The 22,147-nt window shown below is 55.4% G+C and carries 21 protein-coding genes; 17 read left to right on the top strand and 4 right to left on the bottom strand.

The features are described from left to right. The first annotated feature begins 49 nt into the window (after positions 1-49). From MOY_RS14570 to MOY_RS14550, 5 genes are read left to right on the top strand one after another with little or no spacing between them, the layout of a single operon-like run. Positions 50-748 carry a DUF4040 domain-containing protein gene (locus MOY_RS14570; RefSeq protein WP_009101177.1) on the top strand — a complete coding sequence of 233 codons (699 nt, stop codon included), beginning with the start codon at positions 50-52 and terminating at the stop codon, positions 746-748. After that, on the top strand, positions 745-2,235 hold the full coding sequence (locus MOY_RS14565) for a complex I subunit 5 family protein (protein ID WP_009101175.1): 1,491 nt from the start codon (positions 745-747) through the stop codon (positions 2,233-2,235). Before MOY_RS14570 ends, MOY_RS14565 begins: the two co-directional genes overlap by 4 nt. Next, complete coding sequence (locus tag MOY_RS14560; RefSeq protein WP_009101173.1) at positions 2,232-3,737, top strand: proton-conducting transporter transmembrane domain-containing protein; 1,506 nt, start codon at positions 2,232-2,234, stop codon at positions 3,735-3,737. The genes MOY_RS14565 and MOY_RS14560 overlap by 4 nt, the downstream gene beginning before the upstream one ends. Next, positions 3,734-5,506, top strand: a complete 1,773-nt coding sequence (locus MOY_RS14555) for a complex I subunit 5 family protein (protein ID WP_009101171.1) — start codon at positions 3,734-3,736, stop codon at positions 5,504-5,506. Before MOY_RS14560 ends, MOY_RS14555 begins: the two co-directional genes overlap by 4 nt. Next, positions 5,503-6,537 carry a YihY/virulence factor BrkB family protein gene (locus tag MOY_RS14550; RefSeq protein WP_009101169.1) on the top strand — a complete coding sequence of 345 codons (1,035 nt, stop codon included), beginning with the start codon at positions 5,503-5,505 and terminating at the stop codon, positions 6,535-6,537. Before MOY_RS14555 ends, MOY_RS14550 begins: the two co-directional genes overlap by 4 nt. Before the next feature lie 120 nt (positions 6,538-6,657). Here MOY_RS14550 and MOY_RS14545 read toward each other — a convergent pair whose 3' ends face one another. Further along, positions 6,658-8,067 (bottom strand): PhoH family protein, encoded by a 1,410-nt coding sequence (locus MOY_RS14545; protein WP_009101167.1) that lies wholly within the window; start codon positions 8,065-8,067, stop codon positions 6,658-6,660. Positions 8,068-8,267: 200 nt separating this feature from the next. After that, positions 8,268-9,137 carry a LysR family transcriptional regulator gene (locus MOY_RS14540; protein ID WP_009101165.1) on the bottom strand — a complete coding sequence of 290 codons (870 nt, stop codon included), beginning with the start codon at positions 9,135-9,137 and terminating at the stop codon, positions 8,268-8,270. A 110-nt stretch (positions 9,138-9,247) separates the two neighbouring features. On the opposite strand from MOY_RS14540, the gene MOY_RS14535 reads away from it, so the two are divergent. The 8 genes from MOY_RS14535 to MOY_RS14500 all read left to right on the top strand — a co-directional run bounded on the left by MOY_RS14535 (position 9,248) and on the right by MOY_RS14500 (position 17,264). Next, on the top strand, positions 9,248-10,111 hold the full coding sequence (locus tag MOY_RS14535) for a cation diffusion facilitator family transporter (protein WP_009101163.1): 864 nt from the start codon (positions 9,248-9,250) through the stop codon (positions 10,109-10,111). A 104-nt stretch (positions 10,112-10,215) separates the two neighbouring features. Then, on the top strand, positions 10,216-10,485 hold the full coding sequence (locus MOY_RS14530; protein ID WP_009101161.1) for a hypothetical protein: 270 nt from the start codon (positions 10,216-10,218) through the stop codon (positions 10,483-10,485). A 148-nt stretch (positions 10,486-10,633) separates the two neighbouring features. After that, positions 10,634-11,101: a Cys-tRNA(Pro) deacylase gene (gene ybaK, locus MOY_RS14525; protein ID WP_009101158.1), complete on the top strand. Its 468-nt coding sequence runs from the start codon at positions 10,634-10,636 to the stop codon at positions 11,099-11,101. 122 nt (positions 11,102-11,223) lie between these two features. Further along, entirely contained in the window at positions 11,224-12,621 is a 1,398-nt protein-coding gene (dbpA, locus tag MOY_RS14520) for an ATP-dependent RNA helicase DbpA (protein ID WP_009101156.1), read from the top strand. Between the two features lie 72 nt (positions 12,622-12,693). Beyond that, positions 12,694-13,569, top strand: a complete 876-nt coding sequence (locus MOY_RS14515) for a PA4780 family RIO1-like protein kinase (protein ID WP_009101154.1) — start codon at positions 12,694-12,696, stop codon at positions 13,567-13,569. Between the two features lie 85 nt (positions 13,570-13,654). Next, complete coding sequence (locus tag MOY_RS14510; protein ID WP_009101152.1) at positions 13,655-15,526, top strand: ABC transporter ATP-binding protein; 1,872 nt, start codon at positions 13,655-13,657, stop codon at positions 15,524-15,526. A gap of 103 nt (positions 15,527-15,629) precedes the next feature. Beyond that, positions 15,630-16,637 (top strand): zinc-dependent alcohol dehydrogenase family protein, encoded by a 1,008-nt coding sequence (locus MOY_RS14505; protein ID WP_009101150.1) that lies wholly within the window; start codon positions 15,630-15,632, stop codon positions 16,635-16,637. 93 nt (positions 16,638-16,730) lie between these two features. Beyond that, a complete protein-coding gene (locus tag MOY_RS14500) occupies positions 16,731-17,264 on the top strand; it encodes an NUDIX hydrolase (RefSeq protein ID WP_009101148.1) in 534 nt (177 codons plus the stop codon). A gap of 64 nt (positions 17,265-17,328) precedes the next feature. On the opposite strand, the gene MOY_RS14495 is transcribed toward MOY_RS14500, so the two are convergent. After that, complete coding sequence (locus tag MOY_RS14495) at positions 17,329-17,601, bottom strand: hypothetical protein (RefSeq protein WP_009101146.1); 273 nt, start codon at positions 17,599-17,601, stop codon at positions 17,329-17,331. Positions 17,602-17,755: 154 nt separating this feature from the next. Here MOY_RS14495 and MOY_RS14490 point away from each other — a divergent pair, with 154 nt between their 5' ends. From MOY_RS14490 to MOY_RS14480, 3 genes are read left to right on the top strand one after another with little or no spacing between them, the layout of a single operon-like run. Then, complete coding sequence (locus MOY_RS14490) at positions 17,756-18,949, top strand: hypothetical protein (RefSeq protein WP_009101144.1); 1,194 nt, start codon at positions 17,756-17,758, stop codon at positions 18,947-18,949. An 8-nt stretch (positions 18,950-18,957) separates the two neighbouring features. After that, on the top strand, positions 18,958-19,788 hold the full coding sequence (locus MOY_RS14485) for a mechanosensitive ion channel family protein (protein ID WP_009101142.1): 831 nt from the start codon (positions 18,958-18,960) through the stop codon (positions 19,786-19,788). Further along, positions 19,785-20,543 (top strand): DUF429 domain-containing protein, encoded by a 759-nt coding sequence (locus MOY_RS14480; RefSeq protein ID WP_009101139.1) that lies wholly within the window; start codon positions 19,785-19,787, stop codon positions 20,541-20,543. The genes MOY_RS14485 and MOY_RS14480 overlap by 4 nt, the downstream gene beginning before the upstream one ends. 4 nt (positions 20,544-20,547) lie before the next feature. Here the strand turns inward: MOY_RS14480 and MOY_RS14475 are convergent, their stop codons facing one another. Continuing rightward, positions 20,548-21,279 carry a YebC/PmpR family DNA-binding transcriptional regulator gene (locus tag MOY_RS14475; protein WP_009101137.1) on the bottom strand — a complete coding sequence of 244 codons (732 nt, stop codon included), beginning with the start codon at positions 21,277-21,279 and terminating at the stop codon, positions 20,548-20,550. 186 nt (positions 21,280-21,465) lie between these two features. Here MOY_RS14475 and MOY_RS14470 point away from each other — a divergent pair, with 186 nt between their 5' ends. Beyond that, positions 21,466-22,083, top strand: a complete 618-nt coding sequence (locus MOY_RS14470; RefSeq protein ID WP_009101135.1) for a LysE family translocator — start codon at positions 21,466-21,468, stop codon at positions 22,081-22,083. The last annotated feature ends 64 nt before the right edge of the window (positions 22,084-22,147 follow it).

Below are 22,147 nucleotides of genomic sequence, written 5' to 3'. Positions count from 1 at the left end.
AGGCAAAGTAATTACCCCTACAGCCGATGCAAGGGATTAGCGAAGGCGCATGATAGCTTCCTCTATATTATTAGAAGGGGGGTTAGCACTCTGCTTATGTGTAGTAGCGCTTGCCTGCCTGTTTGATCGTCATCTGTTACGGGCTAGCTGCCTGTTCGTGGTATTTGCCCTGCTCATGACCTTGGCGTGGTGGTGGTTAGGCGCCCCCTGGTTGGCTTTAGCCGAGCTTGTGTTGGGGGCGCTGTTAACGGGGGCGAGCTTTTTTTATGCGTTAAGAATGTTTCCTTCTGACGCAGAAACGTCTCCCCGCGGTAGGCGCGTAACCTACTACGATAATTTACGTGGCTCTTGGCATCACGGCTTAGCGCGGGCGTTGTTAGCGCTGGCATGGTGCTTAATGATGGGCGGCGCGATCCGCTATGTGATGCCTGAAATGGCGTACTCTCCAGCTGAACATCCCCTTGTGCTAGCAGCGGTTTTGATTGCGGCAACGGCCATGGGGGCGTTTGCGCTGCATCGCCATTTACTACGCCGCTTGCTTGCCTTCAATATTCTTGGTTCTGGCGTGTTTCTCCTGCTTGCCGGTATGGCGGGCACCGTGGAGGGCGCGCAGGCATTAGTGAGCGTTGGCTTGGCGATTGCCTGGCTGGGTTCGTTACTAGGGGCGCTGTTGATTCGTCATCTTCTTCTGCTGGAAGGCGAGGATGCCCTGGGCCACGACGGTAAGGCCAAGGAGCACACCCAATGAACTGGCGGTTTGGTCTTACAGAAACGACGTTCGAACCCCTTTGGCTTACCCACTGGGCATTAGGCGCGACGCTAGCACTGCCGATTCTCTTTGGCCTCTTAGGCGCTCTATGCTCTCCCCGGCGAGCGTTACCTGTAGGGCTTGCCTGCGTGCCCATTCTGTTGGCAGGCGTTCTGCTCATGATGGATTACCAGCAGGGGGGGCTTTTGCGCTGGCAGTGGCAGGTGGCGGGGGTAACGGTGTCGCTTCGTTTAAGCGGCGCCAGCGTTTTAATGCTGCTGGTTACTCAGTGGGTGGGTGCCGCTGCGGCGCTCTATACCCCGGGACATTTACGCTTAACGAACCCCGGTAAACAGTCGCGCTGGCTGTGGCCTTTGATGGGTGTGTTGATCAGTGCGCTTTCCCTGATCTGGCTGGCGGCGGATCTGCTAACGCTTTATGCCGCCCTGGAGTTGATGGGATTAGCGGCGGTAGGCATGCTGCTTTTATCAGGTAAACCTGCTGCGCTACTGGCGGGCATGCGCTATCTGTTACTAGCGCTGGTAGGGTCGCTGGCTTATCTGCTGGGTGTCGCTCTGGTGCTTGGGTACTGGGGGGAGCTGGATCTTCAGGCGTTAGCGGAGGTCGTGGAGCCAGGGCCGGTTGCTTGGATAGCCGCAGCGCTAATAGGCGCAGGTCTGGCGCTAAAGGCGGCGCTATTTCCTTTACATGGATGGTTAACCCCGGTGCATGAAAGTGCTTGGACTCCGGTAAGCGCGCTACACGCGGCGCTGGTGGTTAAAGCATCGCTATTCATCTTAATTATGCTGTGGAGTATTCTGCTTCCTGATGCGGTGTTTGCCCCTCGCTTTGTCGCTTGGCTGGGAATGCTGGCCATTGTGTGGGGTGGTCTGGTGGCATGGCGATCAGATTCGCTTAAAACCCTGGTGGCCTCTTCAACGGTAGCCCAGCTGGGCTATTTGATGGTGGCTTTTCCTCTACTGATCGGGCCTGACATTCCCCCTTTACCGAAGGCGCTAGCATGGGAGGGGTTTTGGTTACAGCTGATGGGGCACGCGCTGGCGAAAGCTGCGATGTTTATGGCAGCGGGTAATTTGATTCTTGCCACAGGTGAAAGCTCGCTGAAGGGCCTCGCGGGCACTAGCCGTCGTTTGCCGCTGTCATTACTGGTGTTTGGTATCGCTTCCGTAACGCTTATGGGCTTACCGCCTAGCTCAGGCTTTACGGCGAAGTGGCTGCTTCTACAGGCGATGGTGATGACCCAGCAGTGGGTTGCTGTCGCAGCGCTTTTGGTGGGCACGCTGTTATCCGCGGCCTACGTGTTTCGTGTGTTCCGCTACTCCTTTGATGAAACCGCCCCCAGGCACCACTATCAGCCGTTGGCGCCGAGCATGGATCTAGTCGCGCTAGGGCTTGCCCTGGCAGCATTTGCCCTGGGATTGCTGGCCCATTTACCGCTGTCGCTATTACATGGAGGTGGCCTATGAACGCGGCATGGTTACCCCTTGCCACCTTGGCTACCTCTATTATTGCAGCCGTGGTGATCTTTCTTGTACCCGAGGAGGCACGACGGCTACGCACCAGCGTTAACTTAGTGGCTGCTGTCGGTAAAATTATTCTGGTGGCGTTAATGATTGGGCGGGTGTCCCAAGGCCACCTGGACACCTTTAGCTTTCAGATTATCGGCGGTATCGATTTTGTGCTGCGTGCCGACGCGCTGGGGGTAATGTTTGCTGGCCTGTCGTCGCTTTTATGGTTATGCACCACGATCTACGCCATTGGCTACTTGGAAGGCGCGGCTAATCGGAAACGCTTTTTTGGTTTCTTCAGCCTGTGTGTGGCCAGTACCTTGGGGATCGCGTTAGCGGGCAACCTGTTTACCTTTTTAATTTTCTACGAAATGTTGACGCTGTCTACGTACCCGTTGGTGGTTCATGCGGGCACCGCTAAAGCGTTAGCAGCGGGGCGGGTTTATTTGCGCTACACGCTAACGGGTGGGGTAGTGCTGCTGTTGGGCGTCGTGATGCTTTACAGCTTAACAAGCGACCATTCGTTTGCGTCGGAGCAAGGGCTTTCTCCTTATCTTAACGATCACCGTGGGCAGCTAACGCTAATATTTGCGCTGCTAGTGGGCGGGCTTGCCGTAAAAGCGGCGATGGTGCCCTTTCACGGCTGGCTGCCCAGAGCGATGGTGGCCCCGGCCCCCGTGAGTGCGCTGTTACATGCCGTTGCGGTAGTGAAAGCCGGTGCGTTTGGCATTATGCGGATTATCTATGATCTTTACGGGATCGAGCTGAGCGTCGAGTTAGGCGTTACCACCGCGCTGGCTATCGCTGCTTCCATCACCATCATTTATGGCTCTCTGCGGGCAATTGCGCAGCATGAGCTTAAACCCCGGCTAGCATTTTCAACCATTAGCCAAGTCTCCTACGTTGTACTGGGGGTTAGCCTTTTCGGCCCGTTTGGCACCATCGGGGCACTGGCCCATCTGTTGCACCAGGGGCTGATGAAAGTAACGCTGTTCTTCTGCGCTGGTAATTACGCCGAGGAGCTAGGTATTCACCGCATAGATGAAATGGACGGCGCTGGCAAACGTATGCCGCTCACCAGTATTGCGTTTACGGTGGGGGCGTTGGGGATGATTGGACTGCCCCCCGTGGCTGGTTTTATCACTAAGTGGTACCTGGGTGTGGGGGCGGTTCAGGCCAATATGCACTGGGTGGTGGCTGTGCTGGTGGTCAGTAGTACCTTAAATGCGCTCTATTTCCTGCCGATTGTGCACCGCCTGTGGTTCCGCGAGGGGCCTGCCCATGGTGAAGGGGAGTGGCCAAAGGAGCGGCGCCTTGGTCGTCTGGAAACCCATGGCTGGTTGCTATGGCCTGCGGTATTTACCGCTGTGGTAAGCATTGGGGCAGGCTTATTGGCAGGGCTGCCGTTTAGCCCACTGGACTGGGCAACGCGGGTTGCGGTCGGGGAGTATCTGCCATGATGACACTGTTCTTAATTACGGCTCTGCTTTGGCCACTTTGCATTGCGGGTAATGTGGTGTGGCAGGCCTATCGAACGCCGGTGGCTGCGCGCCACTACTTTACATTGACGTGGCTAACGGCTTCCTGGCCTGCGTTACTGCTGGCCTATGGCGGAGAGGCGCAGTGGGTCATTGAGGCATGGATGCTGGGTGGTTTCTGGGAGTTGAATGCGCTAACTCGCCCGTGGCTTGTGTTTACTACCCTACTATGGAGTTTGGCTGCGGTGCATGGGCGAGGGTATTTCGCCGCTGAACAGGCGAAGGCCCAGGCGGGAGATCATGCTGCCGAACGCCGCTTGCTGCGCTTGGCACTGCTTTGGCCGCTGACGTTTTTGGGCAACGTACTGCTGATTATTGCTCAGGATATTGCCAGCTTTTACCTAGGCTTCGCGTTAATGACGTTTGCTGCTTATGCCCTAGTGGTACACAGCGGCAGCCAGGAGGCGCGGCTGGGGGGCAAGGCGTATTTAATATTGGCTGTGATAGGCGAAGGGCTGATTCTCGGCGGTTTTCTGTGGGCGGCAGGCACTGCGGAAACCTTGTCACTTGAGGGGGTTCGGGAAGGAATTGCCGAAGCCGACCAGGGCGCTCTTATGGCGCTTTTGCTATGGCTTGGGTTTGGCGTAAAGGCGGGGGTTATTGGTCTGCATGTATGGCTGCCGTTGGCCCATCCGGTTGCTCCAGCCCCGGCAAGTGCGGTGTTGAGTGGTGCCATGATAAAAGCGGGCCTATTAGGCTGGCTTAACGTACTGCCGTTAGGGTTTGATGGCCTTTCCCCTGAGTTGATTCAGCTGGGTAACTGGATGCTGGTGGCAGGCTTGGCCGCGGCATTTGGCGCGGCGATTTATGGGGTTTGGCAGCACCATCCTAAGGCCGTGTTAGCCTACTCCAGTATTAGCCAGATGGGCATGTTAACCGCCATGGTAGCGATGGGACTTGTTGCGCCCGGGGTGTGGCCGCTGCTGCTGCCAGGTGTGGTGCTGTTTGCTGCCCATCATGCGCTGGCGAAGGGGGCGCTATTTATGGGAACCAGTATTAGCGAGCACATGCCCCGTTGGCCGACGCCGCTGCTGTTTGCGCTCGTCGCGCTGCCTGGGGTGTCGTTAACCGGTGCGCTAGCGGCGGGGATGATCAGCAAGTGGGGGGTTAAACACGCCCTTTACGAGATGGAGCATACGCTCTTAATTATGCTGTTAACCTGGGCCGCTATCGGCACGGCAGCGCTAGTGAGCGTATGTGTATGGCGCCAATGGCAGCAGCGCCACCAGGGGGGCAGCGATGCTTTCCAGCCGGGAGCATGGCTTTTCGCGGTTATTGCCGCGCTGACGACCCCGCTATGGCTTCCGCTGCCAGAGGGCAGCGTTGTGTTACCGCCAATGGATGAGTGGCTGGGAATTGTATGGCCATTTCCGGTGGGTGTGCTGCTGGTGGTAATAAGCTTTTACTGGCTGCGGCACCTGCGTGCCAAGCGGCCGCCGGAAGGCGATTTATGGTGGCTATATAGCGTAGTCGCCATAAACACTGTAGAGGTGGCAAGCGCCGTGGCACACAAATGCCAAAAGGTAAAAGGAGCAAGCGTTAATGCAGCGCTGGCCGTCGAGCAGTTCGCGATGGGGCGGCTAACGCGGCTTTTATCCAGTGAAGCATGGATGCGTCACCATGGCAGCGGTTTGATGATGGCGTTCGCTGTGGTGCTGGCGCTCTTGTTACTGTGGGAGGGGCTGCGATGAGCGATCAAAATGCTAAACATCGAGAGCTTGAGTTAGAGTCGCCTGAACAAACAGATTCAAGAGGTCGTGAGGCCACGACCCCTGACGATATAACACGCATGGGTTGGTACGATATTGCTTGGCGCGTTCTACGTGCAGCGCGGCGCGACCGCATCACGATGTATGCGGCTGGCATCGCGTTTTATGCGCTGTTGGCGCTGTTTCCTACAATTGCGGCGGTTATCTCGCTATGGGGCTTGATGTTCGACCCTGTTGAAGCCGGGCGCCAGCTGTATGAAGTTAGCCGCTTTATGCCGCCGGATGCGGCGAACCTGATCGATCAGCAGGCCCAGGATGTCGTCGAAAGTGCGCAGTCGGGGAGCGTGATGACTGCACTGGCCGGTTTATTAACGGCCATGTATATCGCTTCTAAAGGCGTTTCTACTCTAATCGTGGGGCTAAACGTGGTTTATGGCCAGCAGGAGAAGCGACCCGCGCTACTGCGCCTTGGCGTATTGTTATCGCTGACGTTTGGGCTGATCGTGATGACCCTCGTATCACTCGGCTTTATTGCGGTGGTGCCCATGGCGGTAGACATGTTGGCAGTGGACCCACCACTGAATAAAGTGCTTCAGTGGCTGCGCTGGCCAGCACTGCTTGTCATTATGAGTGCTTTGATCGCACTGCTATACCGCTTTGCCCCCTATCGCCGCGCTGCCAAGTGGAAGTGGTTAAGCTATGGCACGCTGTTTGCCACAACGATGTGGCTACTGGGCTCGGGTGGTTTATCGCTGTATGTGCGCTACTTTTCGAGCTTTAGCGAACTCTACGGCTCTCTTGGTGCGGTGGTGGCGTTAATGCTGTGGTTTTGGCTCTCAGCCTTTGTTGTGCTGTTTGGGGCAGAAGTGAACTGTGAGATGGAGCGCCAAACCTATAACGATACGACGGTGGGTAAGCCTCGGCCGTTAGGTGAGCGCAAGGCTTTTGCCGCAGATACCGTAGGCGTTGAGAACCCTTGGAAAGGGAGCCCATCGGATACCGTTGATCGCTAAACATGCAGCCAAGAAACAGCCCACGGTGCTGAAGTGCGGTTCTGAAGCACATTGCACAGTGGGCCGGGCTGAAACGATTTAATTAACCACATAGGTTAGTGAAGGCTTCTGAGGTCGGCGCTATAACAGCTCTTCTGCGGCAAGCGCTAAGCGTGAACGCTCTACGTTGGTTAGGGTGATATGTCCTGCGTGGGGCCAATCCCTAAAACGCTCGACCACAGCGGCCATGCCGCAGGTGTTGGCGGTAAGGTAAGGGGTGTCGATTTGGCCAACGTTACCTAAACAAACAATCTTAGTATTGCGGCCGGCCCGGGTGACCAGCGATTTCAGTTGCTTGGGAGTGAAGTTCTGGGCCTCGTCGATAATCAAAAAGGTGTCGTTGAGGGTGCGCCCACGCATAAAGCTGGGCGAGCGAATTTGCACCCGCGAGCCAATCAGCTGCCGTGTGGCGCCGTTATCCCAACTGGATTCGCCTTCTTCATTGCGCAGTAAGTTATCCATGTTGTCGTGGAAAGCGCCCATCCAGGGCGTCATCTTCTCCTCTTCAGTGCCCGGTAAAAAGCCAATGTCTTCGCCCATGGGAATGGGCGCCCGCGTAAACACGATGCGCTCAAACTGCTTGGCGTCTAGGGTTTGCTGGAAAGCCGCGGCCAGCGTCATGAAGGTTTTACCGGTACCTGCATTGCCAGCAATGGTGACAAGGTCTATATCCGGGTCCATCAGTAGGTTAAGCGTGAAATTCTGGCGGCTGTCATGGGCGTGGACGCCCCAAACCCCGGCATGGTGACGGTAGTTGGTGAGCAGCTGCAGGCGGGCTGATACGGGGGAAAGTTCGCGCACAATGGCTTCAAACTCAGCGCCATTTTCGCTATCCGATACCAGCATGCCCACATGCCAATGGCGGGGCATATTGCCGTTCAGTAGGTAGAAGGTGTGGTGGTCGACCCGCTCGACGGTCACATCCACATTTAGCGTTTCCCATAGCGACGCGCCGTTCTGGCCTGCCGATGCATATATCTGGGCGCCTTCAATCATGGCATCGCTATCGGAGAAGGCGCGGTCGTTAAGGTAATCCTCTACCGGCACTTTAAGCGCGGCGGCTTTAACGCGTAGGTTAATATCTTTGGTGATCAGTATGACGGAGGCATCGGGGCGCTCATCCCGCAGCTGGCAAGTTTCCGCCAAAATTCGGTTGTCTGGACTGTCGTCTAACGCATCAAAGGTTTTTAGGTCGCTGTAACACAAAAAGTGCAGGCGCCCGGACTCGCCGCTGATACGCGGAATGGGTATGCCTTTTTGTATCTCATCAAAGGTGACTTGGTTGGTAAGGTCGGAGAGGGTACGGCTAATTTGCCGCGCCGTGCGGGCGATCTCACGTGCCCCGTTTTTGTGCTTGTCTAGCTCCTCAAGCACCGTCATAGGGATAACCACATCGTGCTCATCGAAATGGTAGAGCGCTGCAGGGTCATGGATAAGGACGTTAGTGTCTAGGACATAGAGCCTAGTGGCTTTTTTATCGAGTCTTACCATCGTGGAAACTACTCCTTAGTTGACGGCAACATCGACACTGGCAGACGTACTTTACACGTAGATGACACTGCCCCTGTGTCGGTTCTCTAGCGTGTCCTTGCTCTCCTTATTTAGCACTTTTTTACAGAGTGGAAGGCATTGGCGATTTTCGCCACTGATAAATTTCAACGTTTCCCCTTGGCAAATACCATCAACACGATTTAGCGGGTAGTGCCTAAGAAGCGCGTCACGCTATTCAATAGTGCTGTGGCCACTACGCCCAGGTTTTCTCCCTCCACGTAGCGGTAGTAATGGCTCTCCAGGGCGAGGTCGTGGTTTAGCGCGCAAAGACGGTGCTCTTCCAGCGCTTCTTTCACCAGAGGATAGGGCAGTAGCGCCCACCCCGTACCGTTAATAGCCGCATCGCGTATTACCTCAAACATGGTTAGCCCCAGGTAGTTAGTAGAGAACAGGGCTTCGCTGACCAGCTTGTCTCCTTGGTCGTAGGTTAGGCACACCTGGGTATATTGGGCGAGGTCGTCTCGATGAACGCTTAATAGGCGGCTTAACGGGTGAGTGGGGGCGGCCACTAAACACATACTGACAGGGGCAAGGTTGGAAGCATCCACCGAGGCGCCTTCGGCGGTGTACAGGCCAAAGGCAATATCCACCGTTTGCCGCGATACAAACTGTAGATGCTCTTGTGGGGGTAATAGGTAGACGGAGATGGCCGTTAGCGGATAGCGCTGCTTCAAGTCATGCATTACCTGCCGCCAGAAAGCTTCGGGCAGGGCGTCGTCCCTGGCAATGCACAGCTGGTTTTCCACCCCCTGCATATGCTGCTGGCAATGCTTTTTGATCCGGCTGGCGCTGGTTAGCAGCCGGTAACAGTCGGGCAGCACGCTTTCGCCCACCGCCGAGAGTTGTAGGCTATTGCCCGAACGCTCAAACAGCTCGACCCCCAGGCTATCTTCCAGTGCGTTTACCGCGGCGCTCAAAGTGCTGCGTTTTATGCCGGTATGGCGTGCCGCAGCGGCAAAGGAGCCGTGCTCGGTGACATCAATAAACGCCTGTACCTGTTCTGCTCGCATGACATACGCCTTCTGTTGAGCGCCATTTTTGTTAGCACTGAGCGATTGGTTAGCCCGTAGTGTAATCATTATGATGGCGCAAAATTAAGTAAGATTTTAGGAGTAACATCGTGTCCCCCTTTGTTGCCGAGCGCCGTGCGCTTAGATTTTCCGCTATTTCTGCGAGCCTTTTTGCTTTTACTGGGCTTGTGTTAGGCCTTGCCAGTGGCTCGATCACTATTTTATTCGACAGCGGCTATTCGCTATTAAGTTTAGTGCTGGCCTCGCTTTCACTGTTTGCGCTTCAGCAGGCGCGTAAACCTGCGGATGATCACTACCCCTTTGGGCGGCTAACGGTGGAACCGCTGGCTGTACTGCTCAAAGGCGTGGTGATTGCGCTGGTGTGCGTGTTTTCGCTGGTGTCCGCCCTATGGAGCCTTGCCCAAGGTGGGCGACTGGTCACTCTGGATCTTGCGCTGATGTTTGGGGTGGTAAACGTAACCGGCTGTTTACTTACCTGGTGGTGGTTAAGCCGCTACGCACGCATTGCCCGCTCGTCTTTATTAGCCGCTGAGCTGCGTCAGTGGCAGATGGATACCTGGCTAAGTGCTGCGGTGATGCTTGGGTTTGCGCTTACCTGGGGGCTGACATTAACCCCTTGGGCAGGCTATGCACGCTTTGCCGACCCCGTGATGGTGTTGATCATTGCAAGCTACTTTTTACCGATGCCTATCCGTATGGTGCGCGGTGCGCTGCGCGAGCTAATGTTTGGTGAGCCGGTGGGCAGCGTGCGCCAAGAGATGGTGCAACAAGTAGCAGACTTCGATATCGCCGATGACGATGTGCGTTTGGCCCAGGTAGGCAGTTTCTTAATGGTTGATATTCAACTGGATAAGCAGCAAATAGACGATGCCGAAGAGATTGTCGAAAGCGTTGAGCAGCACTGCAGGCTGCGCAATTTACGTCCGGTGACCAGCATCACCCTGGTTACATAATGTGCTTGTGTGAATAAATGTTGACGTGAACTCAGTGGCAGTGATATTTAGCGCTACCGACAAATCGTGTCGGCCTACTATCGCTATTTTGAGGGTTTCAAAACATGCCTTTGCGCCGCTGTTTGCCCGTGCTGCTGGTAACCGCTCTGGTTGCCGGCTGCGCAAGTTCTACCGTTGCCCCACGCTACACGACTGAAAATCCGGATGTGATGCGTATTGGTGGGGAGCGCCCTAGCAGCGCTAACCCGCGTATCGAAGATGCTGGTTCTTTCTGCCTTGAAACCACCGAGCGCTGGAACGAGCATGGACGTACGCCGGATGGCCAAACCCTGTGGGCGAAAGATACGTTGCGTCGTGTGGTGCCTTGCCAGTAATACGTTAGCCGCTATGTACGCAACGACCGCGCCCGCTTAACAAGCGGGCGCGGTCGTTTATGTTTTATCATGCCTCTATTTTCGCAGGCGGGCTGTTCCACCACGGGCTTTTCCGCCATGGCGAACGACGTTAACTGACGAGAACTCCATGACTCCGGCAATTAATAGTGCAAAGCGCGCAGGCATTGTGTTTCAGCTCCATGAGTATCAACACGATGTCGCTGCTCCGTCATACGGTCAAGAAGCGGCTGAAAAACTGGGCGTAGCGGTTGAGCAGGTATTTAAAACGCTGGTGGTAAAGCTAGATGGCAAACAGCTGGCGGTAGGCATTGTGCCGGTGAGTTGTCAGCTAGGGCTTAAGCAGATTGCTAAAGCCGCTGGGGCGAAGAAAGCGGCCATGGCGGAACCGTCGGAGGTAGAGCGTACCACTGGCTATGTGCTGGGCGGCGTTAGCCCTCTGGGGCAGAAAAAGCGCCTGCCTACTTATATTGATGCCTCGGCGCAGGGGTTTTCTACGTTGTACGTTAGCGCTGGACGGCGTGGGTTGGAGATTGAGCTTTCCCCCAACGACTTGGCTACACTGAGCCAAGGGTGCTTTGCGGTGCTTGCGACGTAAGTGTTGACGTTATCGATTGCTCTCCCCATTGACCTAGACAGCAAGGCAGTGGAAAGCACTTTCTGGTATGGTGCTTCACATTATCGGTTTGCTGGGCTGAATAGCCCCTTCAGGAATTTTTTGTGTCCGACACCTCTTTTGCATCGCTTGCGCTCTCACCCGCGCTGTTGACGAATCTAGACTCCCTTGGCTATCACGACATGACGCCGGTTCAGGCGCAAAGCCTGCCGCCGATGCTGGCGGGGCGCGACGTGCTAGCCCAAGCCAAAACCGGCTCTGGTAAGACCGCCGCATTTGGCTTAGCGCTGCTGGCTGCGCTTCGTGTAGACGCGTTTGTCGTTCAAGGCCTGGTGCTGTGCCCCACTCGGGAGCTAGCCGATCAAGTAGCCGACGAACTGCGCCGTTTGGCGAGGGGGTTGCCCAACGTTAAGGTGCTTACCTTGTGCGGTGGTGCACCATTTGGGCCGCAGCTGGGTTCGCTAGAGCACGGCGCGCATATCGTGGTGGGCACACCCGGACGCATTGACGAGCATTTACGTAAAGGCTCGCTAACGCTGGGCTCGCTGACCACCTTGGTACTGGATGAAGCTGACCGTATGTTGGATATGGGCTTCCAGGCGACCATTGACGACATCATTGCCGACACGCCTGCGGATCGCCAGACGCTGCTGTTCAGTGCGACCTTCCCGGATGAGCAGGCATCTGGTGGCCTTGCCACCATGACCCGCGGCGTAATGCGTGATCCGGTCACTGTCAAAGTGGCTGAGCTTCACGATGCCACTACCATTGATCAGCACTTTTATGAAGTCGTGAACGAAGAGGCGCGGTTTGCCGCCCTTCAGCAGCTGTTGCTGGTCTATCGGCCGGCGACCAGCGTGGTGTTTTGCAACACCAAGCGCGAAACCCAAGCGGTGGCGGAGCAACTTACCGATGCTGGATTTAGCGCCGTAGCGCTCAACGGCGACTTAGAGCAAAAAGATCGTGACCGTCGACTAATCCTGTTTGCCAACCAGAGTGCGTCTATTCTGGTCGCCACGGATGTTGCGGCGCGCGGTTTGGATATTGCCCAGCTAGATGCGGTGTTCAACTATCAAATTGCCCGTGAGCTTGATGTTCACGTGCACCGAGTAGGGCGCACCGGGCGCGCGGGCGCTAGCGGTGTTGCCTGTACCTTGGTAACCCCTAAAGAGCATTATCGGCTAGAGCGGCTGGAAGGCTTGCTAGAGCAGCCGATTACCACGGAACCATTGCCTAAGCCACAGCACTCTGTACCGTTTGAGCCGCCTATGGCAACGCTACAGTTGGCAGGCGGTAAAAAAGATAAGCTGCGCCCGGGGGATATTCTTGGTGCATTGACCAGCGAAGGTGGGCTGAGTGGTGAGCAGGTCGGTAAAATTAAAGTCTTGGCGCGCAGCGCCTATGTGGCGGTGGAGCATAGCGTCGTTCAAAAAGCCCAAGCCAAGCTTGAGCGTGACAAACTGAAAGGGCGTGCCTTCCGCGTTCGCCGTATCCGTTTTTGAGTGACGGGACATTGAACTCAAATAGCAATGTTAGATGGTTAAGATAATAAAGAGGAGCCGACGCAGCTAACCATGAAAATCCCCAAACGTTTACAGCCCCTGGTCGATGATGGAATGATCGACGAGGTGCTGGTGCAGTTAATGAGTGGTAAAGAAGCGCAGGTTTATGTGGTGCGCTGCGGCGAAGAAGTACGCTGTGCCAAAGTGTTCAAAGAGGCCAAACAGCGTAGCTTTAAACAGGCGGTGCAGTACCAGGAAGGGCGTAAAGAGCGTAATAGCCGCCGGGCCAGGGCCATGGCAAAAAAAACCCGCTATGGCCAAAAAGAGCAGGAGCAGGCGTGGCTAAATGCCGAAGTCGACGCGCTCTATCGGCTTGCTTCCGCAGGCGTTCGTGTCCCTGAGCCTCACGGTTTTGTCGATGGCGTATTGCTGATGGAGATGATCAGCGACGCCGAAGGTAACGTAGCGCCGCGCTTAGACGAAGTTACGCTCACGCCAGAGCAAGCCAAAACCTACTACGCCAAAGTCATTCAAGACGTCGTGCGTATGCTGTGTGCGGGTTTGATCCACGGTGACTTGTCAGAATTCAACGTGCTGGTAGATGCCTCCGGTCCGGTGATTATCGATCTGCCCCAGGCTGTCGATGCCGCAGGCAACAACAGCGCCGCCGCCATGCTTTATCGCGATGTCGATAATATGCGCAACTACTTTGGCCAGTACGCACCGGAGCTGCTGACAACGGAATATGGCAGAGAGATGTGGTCGCTGTACGAGTCGGGCGAGCTACATCCGGATAGCAAGCTTACCGGCCACTTCGATGCTGACACCCACATCGCCAATGTTGATGAGCTCATGGAAGTTATCGACGACGCTAAAGAGGAAGAGGCCGAACGCCAGGCGCGCATGCGAGACGACGGCGACGATGACGAGCCGCCACAGCCCTACTGACTAATGCCGCAGGTTGGCTAGCCCGTGTTTGCTGTCTCTTTTTGGCGGCAGGCATGCCGCTGCCCCTTTCACGCAAGGACCTCCCATGCTGTCTCGTATACTTACGCCGCTGTTCCGTTACTTTGAGGGGCGCGTAAACCCCTACCCGGAAGATGAGGTCACCACGCCGCCGAAGGGGTTATTGCCGTTTATTTGGCACTTCTCACGCCCGGTATGGCCGTGGCTACTGGCGGTATCGTTGCTGACGGCGCTGGTCTCCGCAGCAGAAGTGGTGTTCTTCAGTTATATGGGCGAGCTGGTTGACTGGCTGGGCAACGTAGAGCGAGAAAGCTTTTGGCAACACCACGGCCTGTGGTTAGCAGGCGTGGGCTTGTTGGTAATTGTGGGCCTGCCGTTGCTGGTGCTAATGCAGTCCCTGGTGACCCATCAGACGATTTTCGGCAACTACCCCATGATTGGCCGCTGGCTTTCTCACCGCCACATGCTCAGCCAAAGCCTAGCGTTTTATCAGGATGAGTTTGCCGGGCGGGTGTCACAAAAAGTCATGCAAACGGCGCTGGCGATCCGAGAAACCGTCACCAAAGTGATGGACCTGATGGTCTACGCCGTTGTCTATTTTACCGGGGCAGCGATTCTATTGGGCCGCGCCGACCCCTGGCTGCTGTTGCCCCTTGGCCTATGGCTTGTGGGCTATTTAGGCATTATGCGCTTTTTCGTTCCGCGTCTACGGGATGTCTCTATGGCCCAAGCCGATGCCCGTGCCCAGATGACGGGGCGCGTGGTCGATAGCTACAGCAATATCCAAACCATCAAACTCTTCGCCGATACCGAGCGCGAACAAGGCTACGCGAAAGACGCGATGGAGGGCTTCATGGTCACCGTTCACCGTCAGATGCGCTTGGTCACGGTGATGAGCGTTTGTTTAACGCTGCTCAATACGCTGCTGCTAGTGGGCACTGCGGGCATGGCGATTAGCGCCTGGTATATGGACGCCATTTCCCTGGGCGTATTGGCCATCGCCATTGCGCTGGTGATGCGCATTCGCTTTATGTCCGACTGGATTTTATGGGAAGTCGCTGGGCTTTTTGAAAACATTGGCACGGTGCAGGATGGCATGAATACCATTGCCCAGGAGCCGACGATCAAAGATGCCCCCAAGGCCAAAGCACTTGTCGTGCCCAACGGCGAGATCGTGTTTGATGCGCTGCGCTTTCAGTATGCCCAGGCGAAAGGGGAGAGTAAAAACGTCTTTGACGGGCTGAGTTTAACCATCAAACCCGGCGAGAAAATTGGCCTGATTGGCCGTTCAGGGGCAGGCAAGTCCACCCTGGCAAATCTGCTGCTGCGCTTTTACGACCTGCAGGGCGGGCGGATTTTAATCGATGGGCAGAATATTGCCGATGTCACCCAAACCTCGTTGCGCCATCAGATTGGTATGGTTACCCAGGATACCTCGCTACTGCACCGCTCGCTGCGGGATAATATTCGCTACGGCAGCCCCCATGCCAGTGATGAAGATGTATGGCAGGCGATAAGTCGCGCCCACGCAGATACGTTTATCAATGATTTGGTCGACCCAACAGGCCGGCGGGGTCTAGATGCCCATGTTGGTGAGCGCGGCGTGAAGCTCTCCGGTGGGCAGCGTCAACGCATTGCGATTGCCCGGGTGCTGCTAAAGAACGCGCCCATTTTGGTGTTGGATGAAGCCACGTCGGCGCTGGATTCAGAAGTGGAAGCCGCCATTCAAGAGCAGTTGGATACGCTGATGGAAGGCAAAACGGTGATTGCCATTGCTCACCGTCTTTCTACCATTGCTATGCTCGACCGTTTGATTGTGGTGGATGAAGGGCGCATGGTGGAGAGCGGCACCCACCAGGAGCTACTCGCGCAGAACGGCATCTATGCGAGCCTCTGGCAGCGACAGTCCGGTGGTTTTTTGGGGCACGACCTAGACTAGCCTGTTTTGAAAGGGCTTAACTTGATTGCACTACTCTCACTTAGTAGTAGACTGGTCGTTTAAAGCTCGTTTTAATCGAGCGCGTTTTACTGGAGGGAGAGCAATGCAAGCCATTCAGCTTCAACACCCCGGCGGTTTAGATAAATTAGACGTGGTTAATCTCGCGGCTCCAGGTGAACCTGGCCCCGGCGAAATTAAAGTACGCCTGCATGCTAGTTCGTTAAATTTTCACGATTACGCTGTAGTGAAGGGGATGATCCCCACTGATGATGGCCGCATTCCTATGTCGGATGGGGCAGGCGTTGTGGAAGCAATCGGTGAAGGTGTGAGTGAGTTCGCCGTTGGCGATGCGGTGGTGTCTACCTTCTTCCCCGACTGGCTGGAAGGCCCTGCGCGAGTCGGCGATTTCACGACCACACCAGGGGATGGCGTTGACGGCTACGCCCGTGAACAGGTCATTCGTCCAACTACCTGGTTTACCCACCAGCCCAAGGGTTACAGCCACGCAGAGTCTGCCACGCTCACCACTGCAGGACTAACTGCGTGGCGTGCGCTGGTGGTGGACGGCGGTCTTAAAGCGGGTGATACGGTATTGGTATTAGGCACGGGGGGGGTCTCCATCTTTGCGCTGCAGTTTGCCAAGATGATGGGCGCAAGGGTAATCGCGACCTCCTCTTCCAATGAGAAATTGGCCCGCCTGCGGGAGCTGGGCGCTGAGCACACCATCAACTACAAAGAGACGCCAGACTGGGGGAAGGCGGTTAAAGCGTTGACCGATGGTAAAGGTGTAGACCACGTGGTTGAAGTAGGCGGCCCCGGCACGCTGCCGCAGTCGATTGATGCCATAAAAATTGGTGGGCATATTTCGCTGATTGGTGTGTTAACCGGCCGGGAAGGTGAGATTCCAACCGCTAAGTTGATGGCTAAACAAGCGAAGCTGCAAGGGCTTATCGTCGGTAGCCGTCGTCACCAAATCGAGATGATTCACGCCATTGAAGCCTCCAATCTGCGGCCGATTATTGACCGCGAGTTTGCGCTCCATGACATTGCTGACGCTTTCCGTCATCAGGAGTCTGGCAAGCACTTTGGCAAAATCTGCCTCACTTTTTAAGCACTTGAATTAGCGCTTAACGCCATTAATTGAACGCATGAACTAAAGCGGCCATTTGCGTAGAATGGCCGCTTTTATTTGCCAGGAAGATCCATGCATCATATTGCTCATCTCGTCCACGAAGCACTCCCCGCATCGCTTGCGTTAGAGCAGGTGCGGGTATTAAATCGTGAAGCTTCCCGTGCCATCGTCACCCGTGGTGACAATATTTTGTTGCTCTACACCGAGCGTTACGATGACTTTAGCTTTCCAGGCGGCGGTATAGACGCTGGGGAAAGCCCTGAAGTGGGCCTGCACCGTGAACTGTATGAAGAGACCGGCGCCCAGGATATCGAAGTAACCTCACATTTTGGCTACGTAACAGAATATACCCCCACCTGGAAAAAGCAGTGGGATGTGATGTTTCAAACATCTCACTGGTTTACCTGCCAAATTGGCAATACGTTGGGTGAAGCAAAAATGGAAGAGTACGAAACTGCTAATGGCATGGCGGCGCGGTGGGTGTCGCTTGAAGAAGCGCTGCGTCATAACCGTAGCGTTATTGCACGCAAGCCAGCCACCATGGGCCTTTCCATTCACCGCGAAACTTTGGTGCTAGAGCATGTAGCCACTGCCCAGGGCCGTTAGCCCCGGGCTTTGTGTTGTCCTCTAGGTATGGGTCTGTCTTTTAGGTATTCAGGGCTTAAGCGGATTAAGCTTTGTCGAACAGCCTGCTGTATACCACCCCTTTTACTTCAAGCTCCCAGATATCCTCATAGGGCACTGTAGTGCCCTCGACATCTCCAGGCTCGTGGGTGCTATTTTTAATATCCGTTTCAGGAATGACTTTTACGCCTGTCATGCCCACATGCTGGATGCGAGCACTAAAGCGGTTGCCATCCTGATCGATGAGCAACCTTTCCCCGGCAATGCACTTTGAAAGCTTCTCGTGTAACTCTTCCATGGTCACGTTAATCACGCTCATATATGCCTCCTGCGCATCGCGTTCACTTTAAGTAGCTATTAGTTTAGTAGATATTTCTAGTCACTTCATAGTAGACGACAAGTTCATGTTGCGCGGTCATGCCAGCGTTAGGCGTGCTAATCTTTATTTTCTTATCTAGCGGAAAGGTAGCCTTATGGCGCAGCGCTCCAGCAATGAGGCCCCATCATTATGGAAGGTAGTTGAGCTAACGGATTTTACGCTCCCTGAGCGTACCCAGGCGAGCCAGTGGCGACGGAGTTGGCAAACGGCAACTCGTTGGCTAGTGGGCAGAGAGGCCGCAGAACATAAAGCAAAGCAAGAGAGTGAACTGCGTGCCCTGCCAGAAGTGCGGCTTGCCCACCTGGTGCCTAACGTGGACTGGTCGCCTGGGGCGATTGAATTTGCCCATGTTCTTCACCAGCAGGGCCTTGAAGAAGAGCCAGTGGTGTTTTTCGTTACCCCGCCCCATGGTGGGCATCGCGCCGTTGTTAACTATTGGGCAAAGCAGCAGGGCGTTAGCTGTTTGGCTACCCCTACCTACCAGGAACTCTCTGAAGGAAAGCTTGAATGGATAGCGCGTTGTGAAAACCAGCCCAATTGGGCGCTGCCAGAGTTGGAGCGATACTTTTTGCGCCATACCCAAGGCTTACAAGGCGTGCGTGAGTTACTAGAGCGTGCGTTAAGCGGACGCATGGGGCGTGGGGTAATTGGCTGCGACAGCTGGACATACGCCTATTTGCAGCAGGCGATTGGCCTGGACGGCACGCCAGCATTCACTCTTCAGGCAGTGGAGGGCAAACAGTTAGCTCACTATTTCGCGAACTTAGCGGGTGAGGGTAGCTGCCCCAGCGTGTATAGCACCCGTACCGGTAACCCCATTCTTGCAAACGACAGTGACGATAACGCCGAAAATGAGCGTAAAACGATGCATAAAGAGCTGCAGCGTTTATCGGCCCACTGCCGTGGGCATTTAGGTATAGCATGGCACTATTGGCGAGAGCGACTGCGCGAGCCTGCTGAAAGCGACGAATCAACACAATCCCAAGACGACGCTCAGTCTCAAGAGCTGTGGCTGCTGGACGCCTTGGCGGAGGCAGAGCTACCTGCGGAGACTGGAGACCTGGCTACATTGCTGCTGCATACGCTGTTAATTCACGGTGGGTTGGAGGATCAGGCGCTAGGAGATGTGCTCCCGTTTTCTCACCATGAAGTGTTAAACGCGCGGCTATCGCTGGCACGCCGGGGGTTGCTTAGCTGTCACCAGGGGCGCTGGCAAGTTTCACCGCTCAGTTACGCCAGCGTGCGACAGTTGTTGGAATCCCGCAACTACTTAGTTGACGCGCTTTAGGAGGGGGAATGGACGACAAAGAGCAGTACGCCAGGCTGTTTAACGATATCGATAGCCAGGCGCTAATTATCCTCGGCGTTACGCTGGTTAGTACAGTGCTGTTGATTATTGCGAGCCAGCATGGCTTGAACTGGCTGGCTAATCGGCTACATGGTCAGCTGAGGTTCCGCGTGTTTGCGCTTGTGCCGCTGACACGACTGCTGATTTTAATCGCTGCACTTGCCATTGCTGTGCCTGTTGTCATCGAGCCATCCATGCGCAATATGGTAACGCTGTTAGGCGCGCTTGGTTTAGCGATCGGCTTTGCCCTAAAAGACTACGTGAGTAGCCTAATAGCCGGCGTGGTCTCAGCAGTGGAGCTGCCTTATCGGCCGGGGGACTGGGTGAGTATTGAGGGGATGTATGGTGAGGTGAAGCACGTTGGAATGCGCACCGTGGATATCCAAACGCCTGATGATGATATGGTCGCGGTGCCCCACCTCAAGCTGTGGGACTCAGCAATTCATAATGCGAATAACGGCGGCACCAGCTTGCAGTGTGTTACGCACTTTTACCTACATCCAGAGCATGAGGCTGAGCGCGTACGCAAAACGCTACGCGATGTGGCACTTACCAGCGCATATCTTAAGTTTGACCGGCCGGTTGTCGTCGTGGCAGAAGAGACGCCTTGGGGCACGCACTACCGTATTCGTGCCTACCCCGTTGACCCACGGCAACAGTTTTTATTTATTACCGATATGACCGTGCGAGGTAAGCAGGTACTCAGCGACTTGGGCATTAAGCCTGCGCTGTTGCCGCCTGGTGCGGCATTGGAATTGCAGGACGTGACTGGTCGATGACATCACCTAAAACGCTTTATATGGGCTGGGACGTCGGTGGTTGGAACTGCGATAACAACCCTGCCAGTCGCGATGCATTGGTAGTGTTGGATAGGTCGCTTAATCTAGTAGGCATACCGTGGCGGGGAAACCTGCGCACGACGCTTAACGAGGCACACGATAGTCGCGACTTGATTCATCGCCTGCTAGCGCTTTGCCAGCATCAAGCAAGCGGCAACGAGCGTGTGGTGATGGCTATTGATACCCCGCTGGCACTTCCACAGGCGTTGCTGGCGCTTGCACGTGGTGAAGCGGTCAGCGCGCTTGGCCGATCTCAGGAAAACCCTTATTTATACCGCGAGACCGAACGCTGGCTCTTTCAGAGAGGCGTAACGCCCCTTTCACCGATTAAAGATATGATTGGCAGCCAGGCCACGAAAGGGATGCACTTGCTGGCACGTTTTGCACTGCACATTGCCACCTGTGGGCAGTGGCAAAGCGCGGATGGTTCGCTAAGCGCGGTGGAGGGCTATCCGTCGCCTGCCAAGCGTTCTGCGGTGTTTACTGCACTGCGTCAACGAGTAAGCCTACCCGCTGAACATACCGCTATGCTGCAACAGCCAACGCCAAAGCAGCAGGATATTCAGGATGCTTGGCTCTGTGCACTGCTTGCCTGGAGTTTGGAGCATGCCAAAGAGAGCATCTCTTGGCCGCCAGCAGCGATGCCAGCGGCCGAAGGGTGGATCTTTGTGCCACGCGATGCGCTAACTCAGTAGGGTGCTACGCGCTCGCTTCGGGAAGCTCTGCGCTGTGGAACACGTTCTGCACATCGTCCAGCTCGTTAAGCATATCAAGCAGTTTTTCAAACACAGCCACATCCTCACCCTCAACCGGTGTCGTGGTTTGTGGCAGGAACTGAATTTCATCCACCTCAAAGTCGATCTCGCCAAAAGTGTCTAGCAGGGCTTGCTTGGCTTTAGCGTAGTCGGTATGCGGAGCAAAGACGGTAATACGGCCCTCATCCTGCTCGATATCAGTAACGTCCACATCGGCTTCCATCAGCGCTTCAAGCACGGCTTCTTCGTCGCTGCCAGAAAACGAGAAAATAGCGCAGTGGTCGAACATATGGCTCACGCTGCCGGGCGTGCCAATTTTGCTCTTGGTTTTAGTGAAGCAACCACGCACATCGCCAAAGGTACGGTTCGGGTTGTCGGTTAGGCAGTCAACAATCACCATGGCGTTGCCTGGGCCAAAGCCCTCATAGCGCGCTGTTGAAAAGTCCTCGCCGCCAGCACCGCTGGCTTTATCCAGTGCTTTATCTATCACGTGGGAAGGCACCTGATCTTTCTTGGCACGCTCCATTAAACCGCGTAGTGCTAGGTTACCGTTAGGGTCGGTGCCGCCGGCTTTAGCGCAGACGTAGATTTCACGCCCGTACTTGCTATAAACCTTGGTTTTCGCAGCGGCCGTTTTGGCCATGGATTCCTTACGGTTTTGAAACGCCCTACCCATGTTGAAGTCCTTATTAGCCATGAACCGCCTGCGTGGCAGGCGTCATCTTGATTAAAAAAGGGAAAATTTTACCCAACAGCGTACCATGCTAACAGCGTTATTTAAGCGCCTACATTTATTACCTGAACGCAGGTAAAGCTGGCGTATAATAGCGCTTCCTTAATAACTTATTCCACGGAGAGAAGAATGCCGCTGTCACTCTGGCTATCATTGGCCGCGATCTGCGCTATGGGGGCTATGTCGCCGGGGCCGAGTCTGGCGCTGGTGTTGCGTCATACGCTGGGGGGCGGCCGCTTGCCGGGGGTGACTGCCGCTGTATTCCACGCTCTCGGTGTGGGGTTTTATGCGCTGTTAACCGTGTGGGGGTTGGGAGCTCTGATTGTGCGCCATCCCCAGCTGTTTCAAATTATTACGTGGTTAGGCGCTGCGTATTTGGCGTGGCTAGGGATTAAAGCACTGCGGGCAGGGAAGGCGGGGGCATTAGCACCGGGAGCTGTGACCACCACCACGCGCCAAGCCGCTAAAGAAGGTGTCTTAGTGGCGCTGGGCAACCCTAAGTTAATTATCTTTTTTGTTGCGTTGCTCAGCCAGTTTGTAACGCCTGAAATGAGCATTCTTGCTAAAGCAATAATTGTGGCAACAGCGATGGTGATTGATGGTGGCTGGTACGTGCTAGTGGCGGTGGGCCTTTCCCACTCAAGCGTACTGCCTTGGCTGCATCGTTACGCTCACTGGATCAACCGAGTCACTGGCATATTGCTGATTGCCCTAGCGCTGCGTGTTGTAGTGGGGCCAATCAGTTAATCGGTTCTGGCGTAACCGCATTTGCCGTGGCATGGTGATAACACGCTAGCGAAGGCAGGTAGGG

This window comes from Halomonas sp. GFAJ-1, assembly GCF_000236625.2.
In the GTDB taxonomy this organism is placed as follows: domain Bacteria; phylum Pseudomonadota; class Gammaproteobacteria; order Pseudomonadales; family Halomonadaceae; genus Vreelandella.
The sequence above is the reverse complement of the archived record's forward strand: the minus strand, read 5'-3'. Positions and strand labels throughout refer to the sequence as shown.

Coding starts and splice junctions, on each gene's coding strand:
- MOY_RS14475 (WP_009101137.1), bottom strand. CDS start 21,279: ATGGGTAGGGCGTTTCAAAACCGTAAGGAATCCATGGCCAAAACGGCC.
- MOY_RS14570 (WP_009101177.1), top strand. CDS start 50: ATGATAGCTTCCTCTATATTATTAGAAGGGGGGTTAGCACTCTGCTTA.
- ybaK (WP_009101158.1), top strand. CDS start 10,634: ATGACTCCGGCAATTAATAGTGCAAAGCGCGCAGGCATTGTGTTTCAG.
- MOY_RS14560 (WP_009101173.1), top strand. CDS start 2,232: ATGAACGCGGCATGGTTACCCCTTGCCACCTTGGCTACCTCTATTATT.
- MOY_RS14515 (WP_009101154.1), top strand. CDS start 12,694: ATGAAAATCCCCAAACGTTTACAGCCCCTGGTCGATGATGGAATGATC.
- MOY_RS14510 (WP_009101152.1), top strand. CDS start 13,655: ATGCTGTCTCGTATACTTACGCCGCTGTTCCGTTACTTTGAGGGGCGC.
- MOY_RS14500 (WP_009101148.1), top strand. CDS start 16,731: ATGCATCATATTGCTCATCTCGTCCACGAAGCACTCCCCGCATCGCTT.
- MOY_RS14540 (WP_009101165.1), bottom strand. CDS start 9,137: ATGCGAGCAGAACAGGTACAGGCGTTTATTGATGTCACCGAGCACGGC.
- MOY_RS14545 (WP_009101167.1), bottom strand. CDS start 8,067: ATGGTAAGACTCGATAAAAAAGCCACTAGGCTCTATGTCCTAGACACT.
- MOY_RS14490 (WP_009101144.1), top strand. CDS start 17,756: ATGGCGCAGCGCTCCAGCAATGAGGCCCCATCATTATGGAAGGTAGTT.
- MOY_RS14565 (WP_009101175.1), top strand. CDS start 745: ATGAACTGGCGGTTTGGTCTTACAGAAACGACGTTCGAACCCCTTTGG.
- MOY_RS14550 (WP_009101169.1), top strand. CDS start 5,503: ATGAGCGATCAAAATGCTAAACATCGAGAGCTTGAGTTAGAGTCGCCT.
- MOY_RS14530 (WP_009101161.1), top strand. CDS start 10,216: ATGCCTTTGCGCCGCTGTTTGCCCGTGCTGCTGGTAACCGCTCTGGTT.
- MOY_RS14485 (WP_009101142.1), top strand. CDS start 18,958: ATGGACGACAAAGAGCAGTACGCCAGGCTGTTTAACGATATCGATAGC.
- MOY_RS14495 (WP_009101146.1), bottom strand. CDS start 17,601: ATGAGCGTGATTAACGTGACCATGGAAGAGTTACACGAGAAGCTTTCA.
- MOY_RS14505 (WP_009101150.1), top strand. CDS start 15,630: ATGCAAGCCATTCAGCTTCAACACCCCGGCGGTTTAGATAAATTAGAC.
- MOY_RS14470 (WP_009101135.1), top strand. CDS start 21,466: ATGCCGCTGTCACTCTGGCTATCATTGGCCGCGATCTGCGCTATGGGG.
- MOY_RS14555 (WP_009101171.1), top strand. CDS start 3,734: ATGATGACACTGTTCTTAATTACGGCTCTGCTTTGGCCACTTTGCATT.
- MOY_RS14480 (WP_009101139.1), top strand. CDS start 19,785: ATGACATCACCTAAAACGCTTTATATGGGCTGGGACGTCGGTGGTTGG.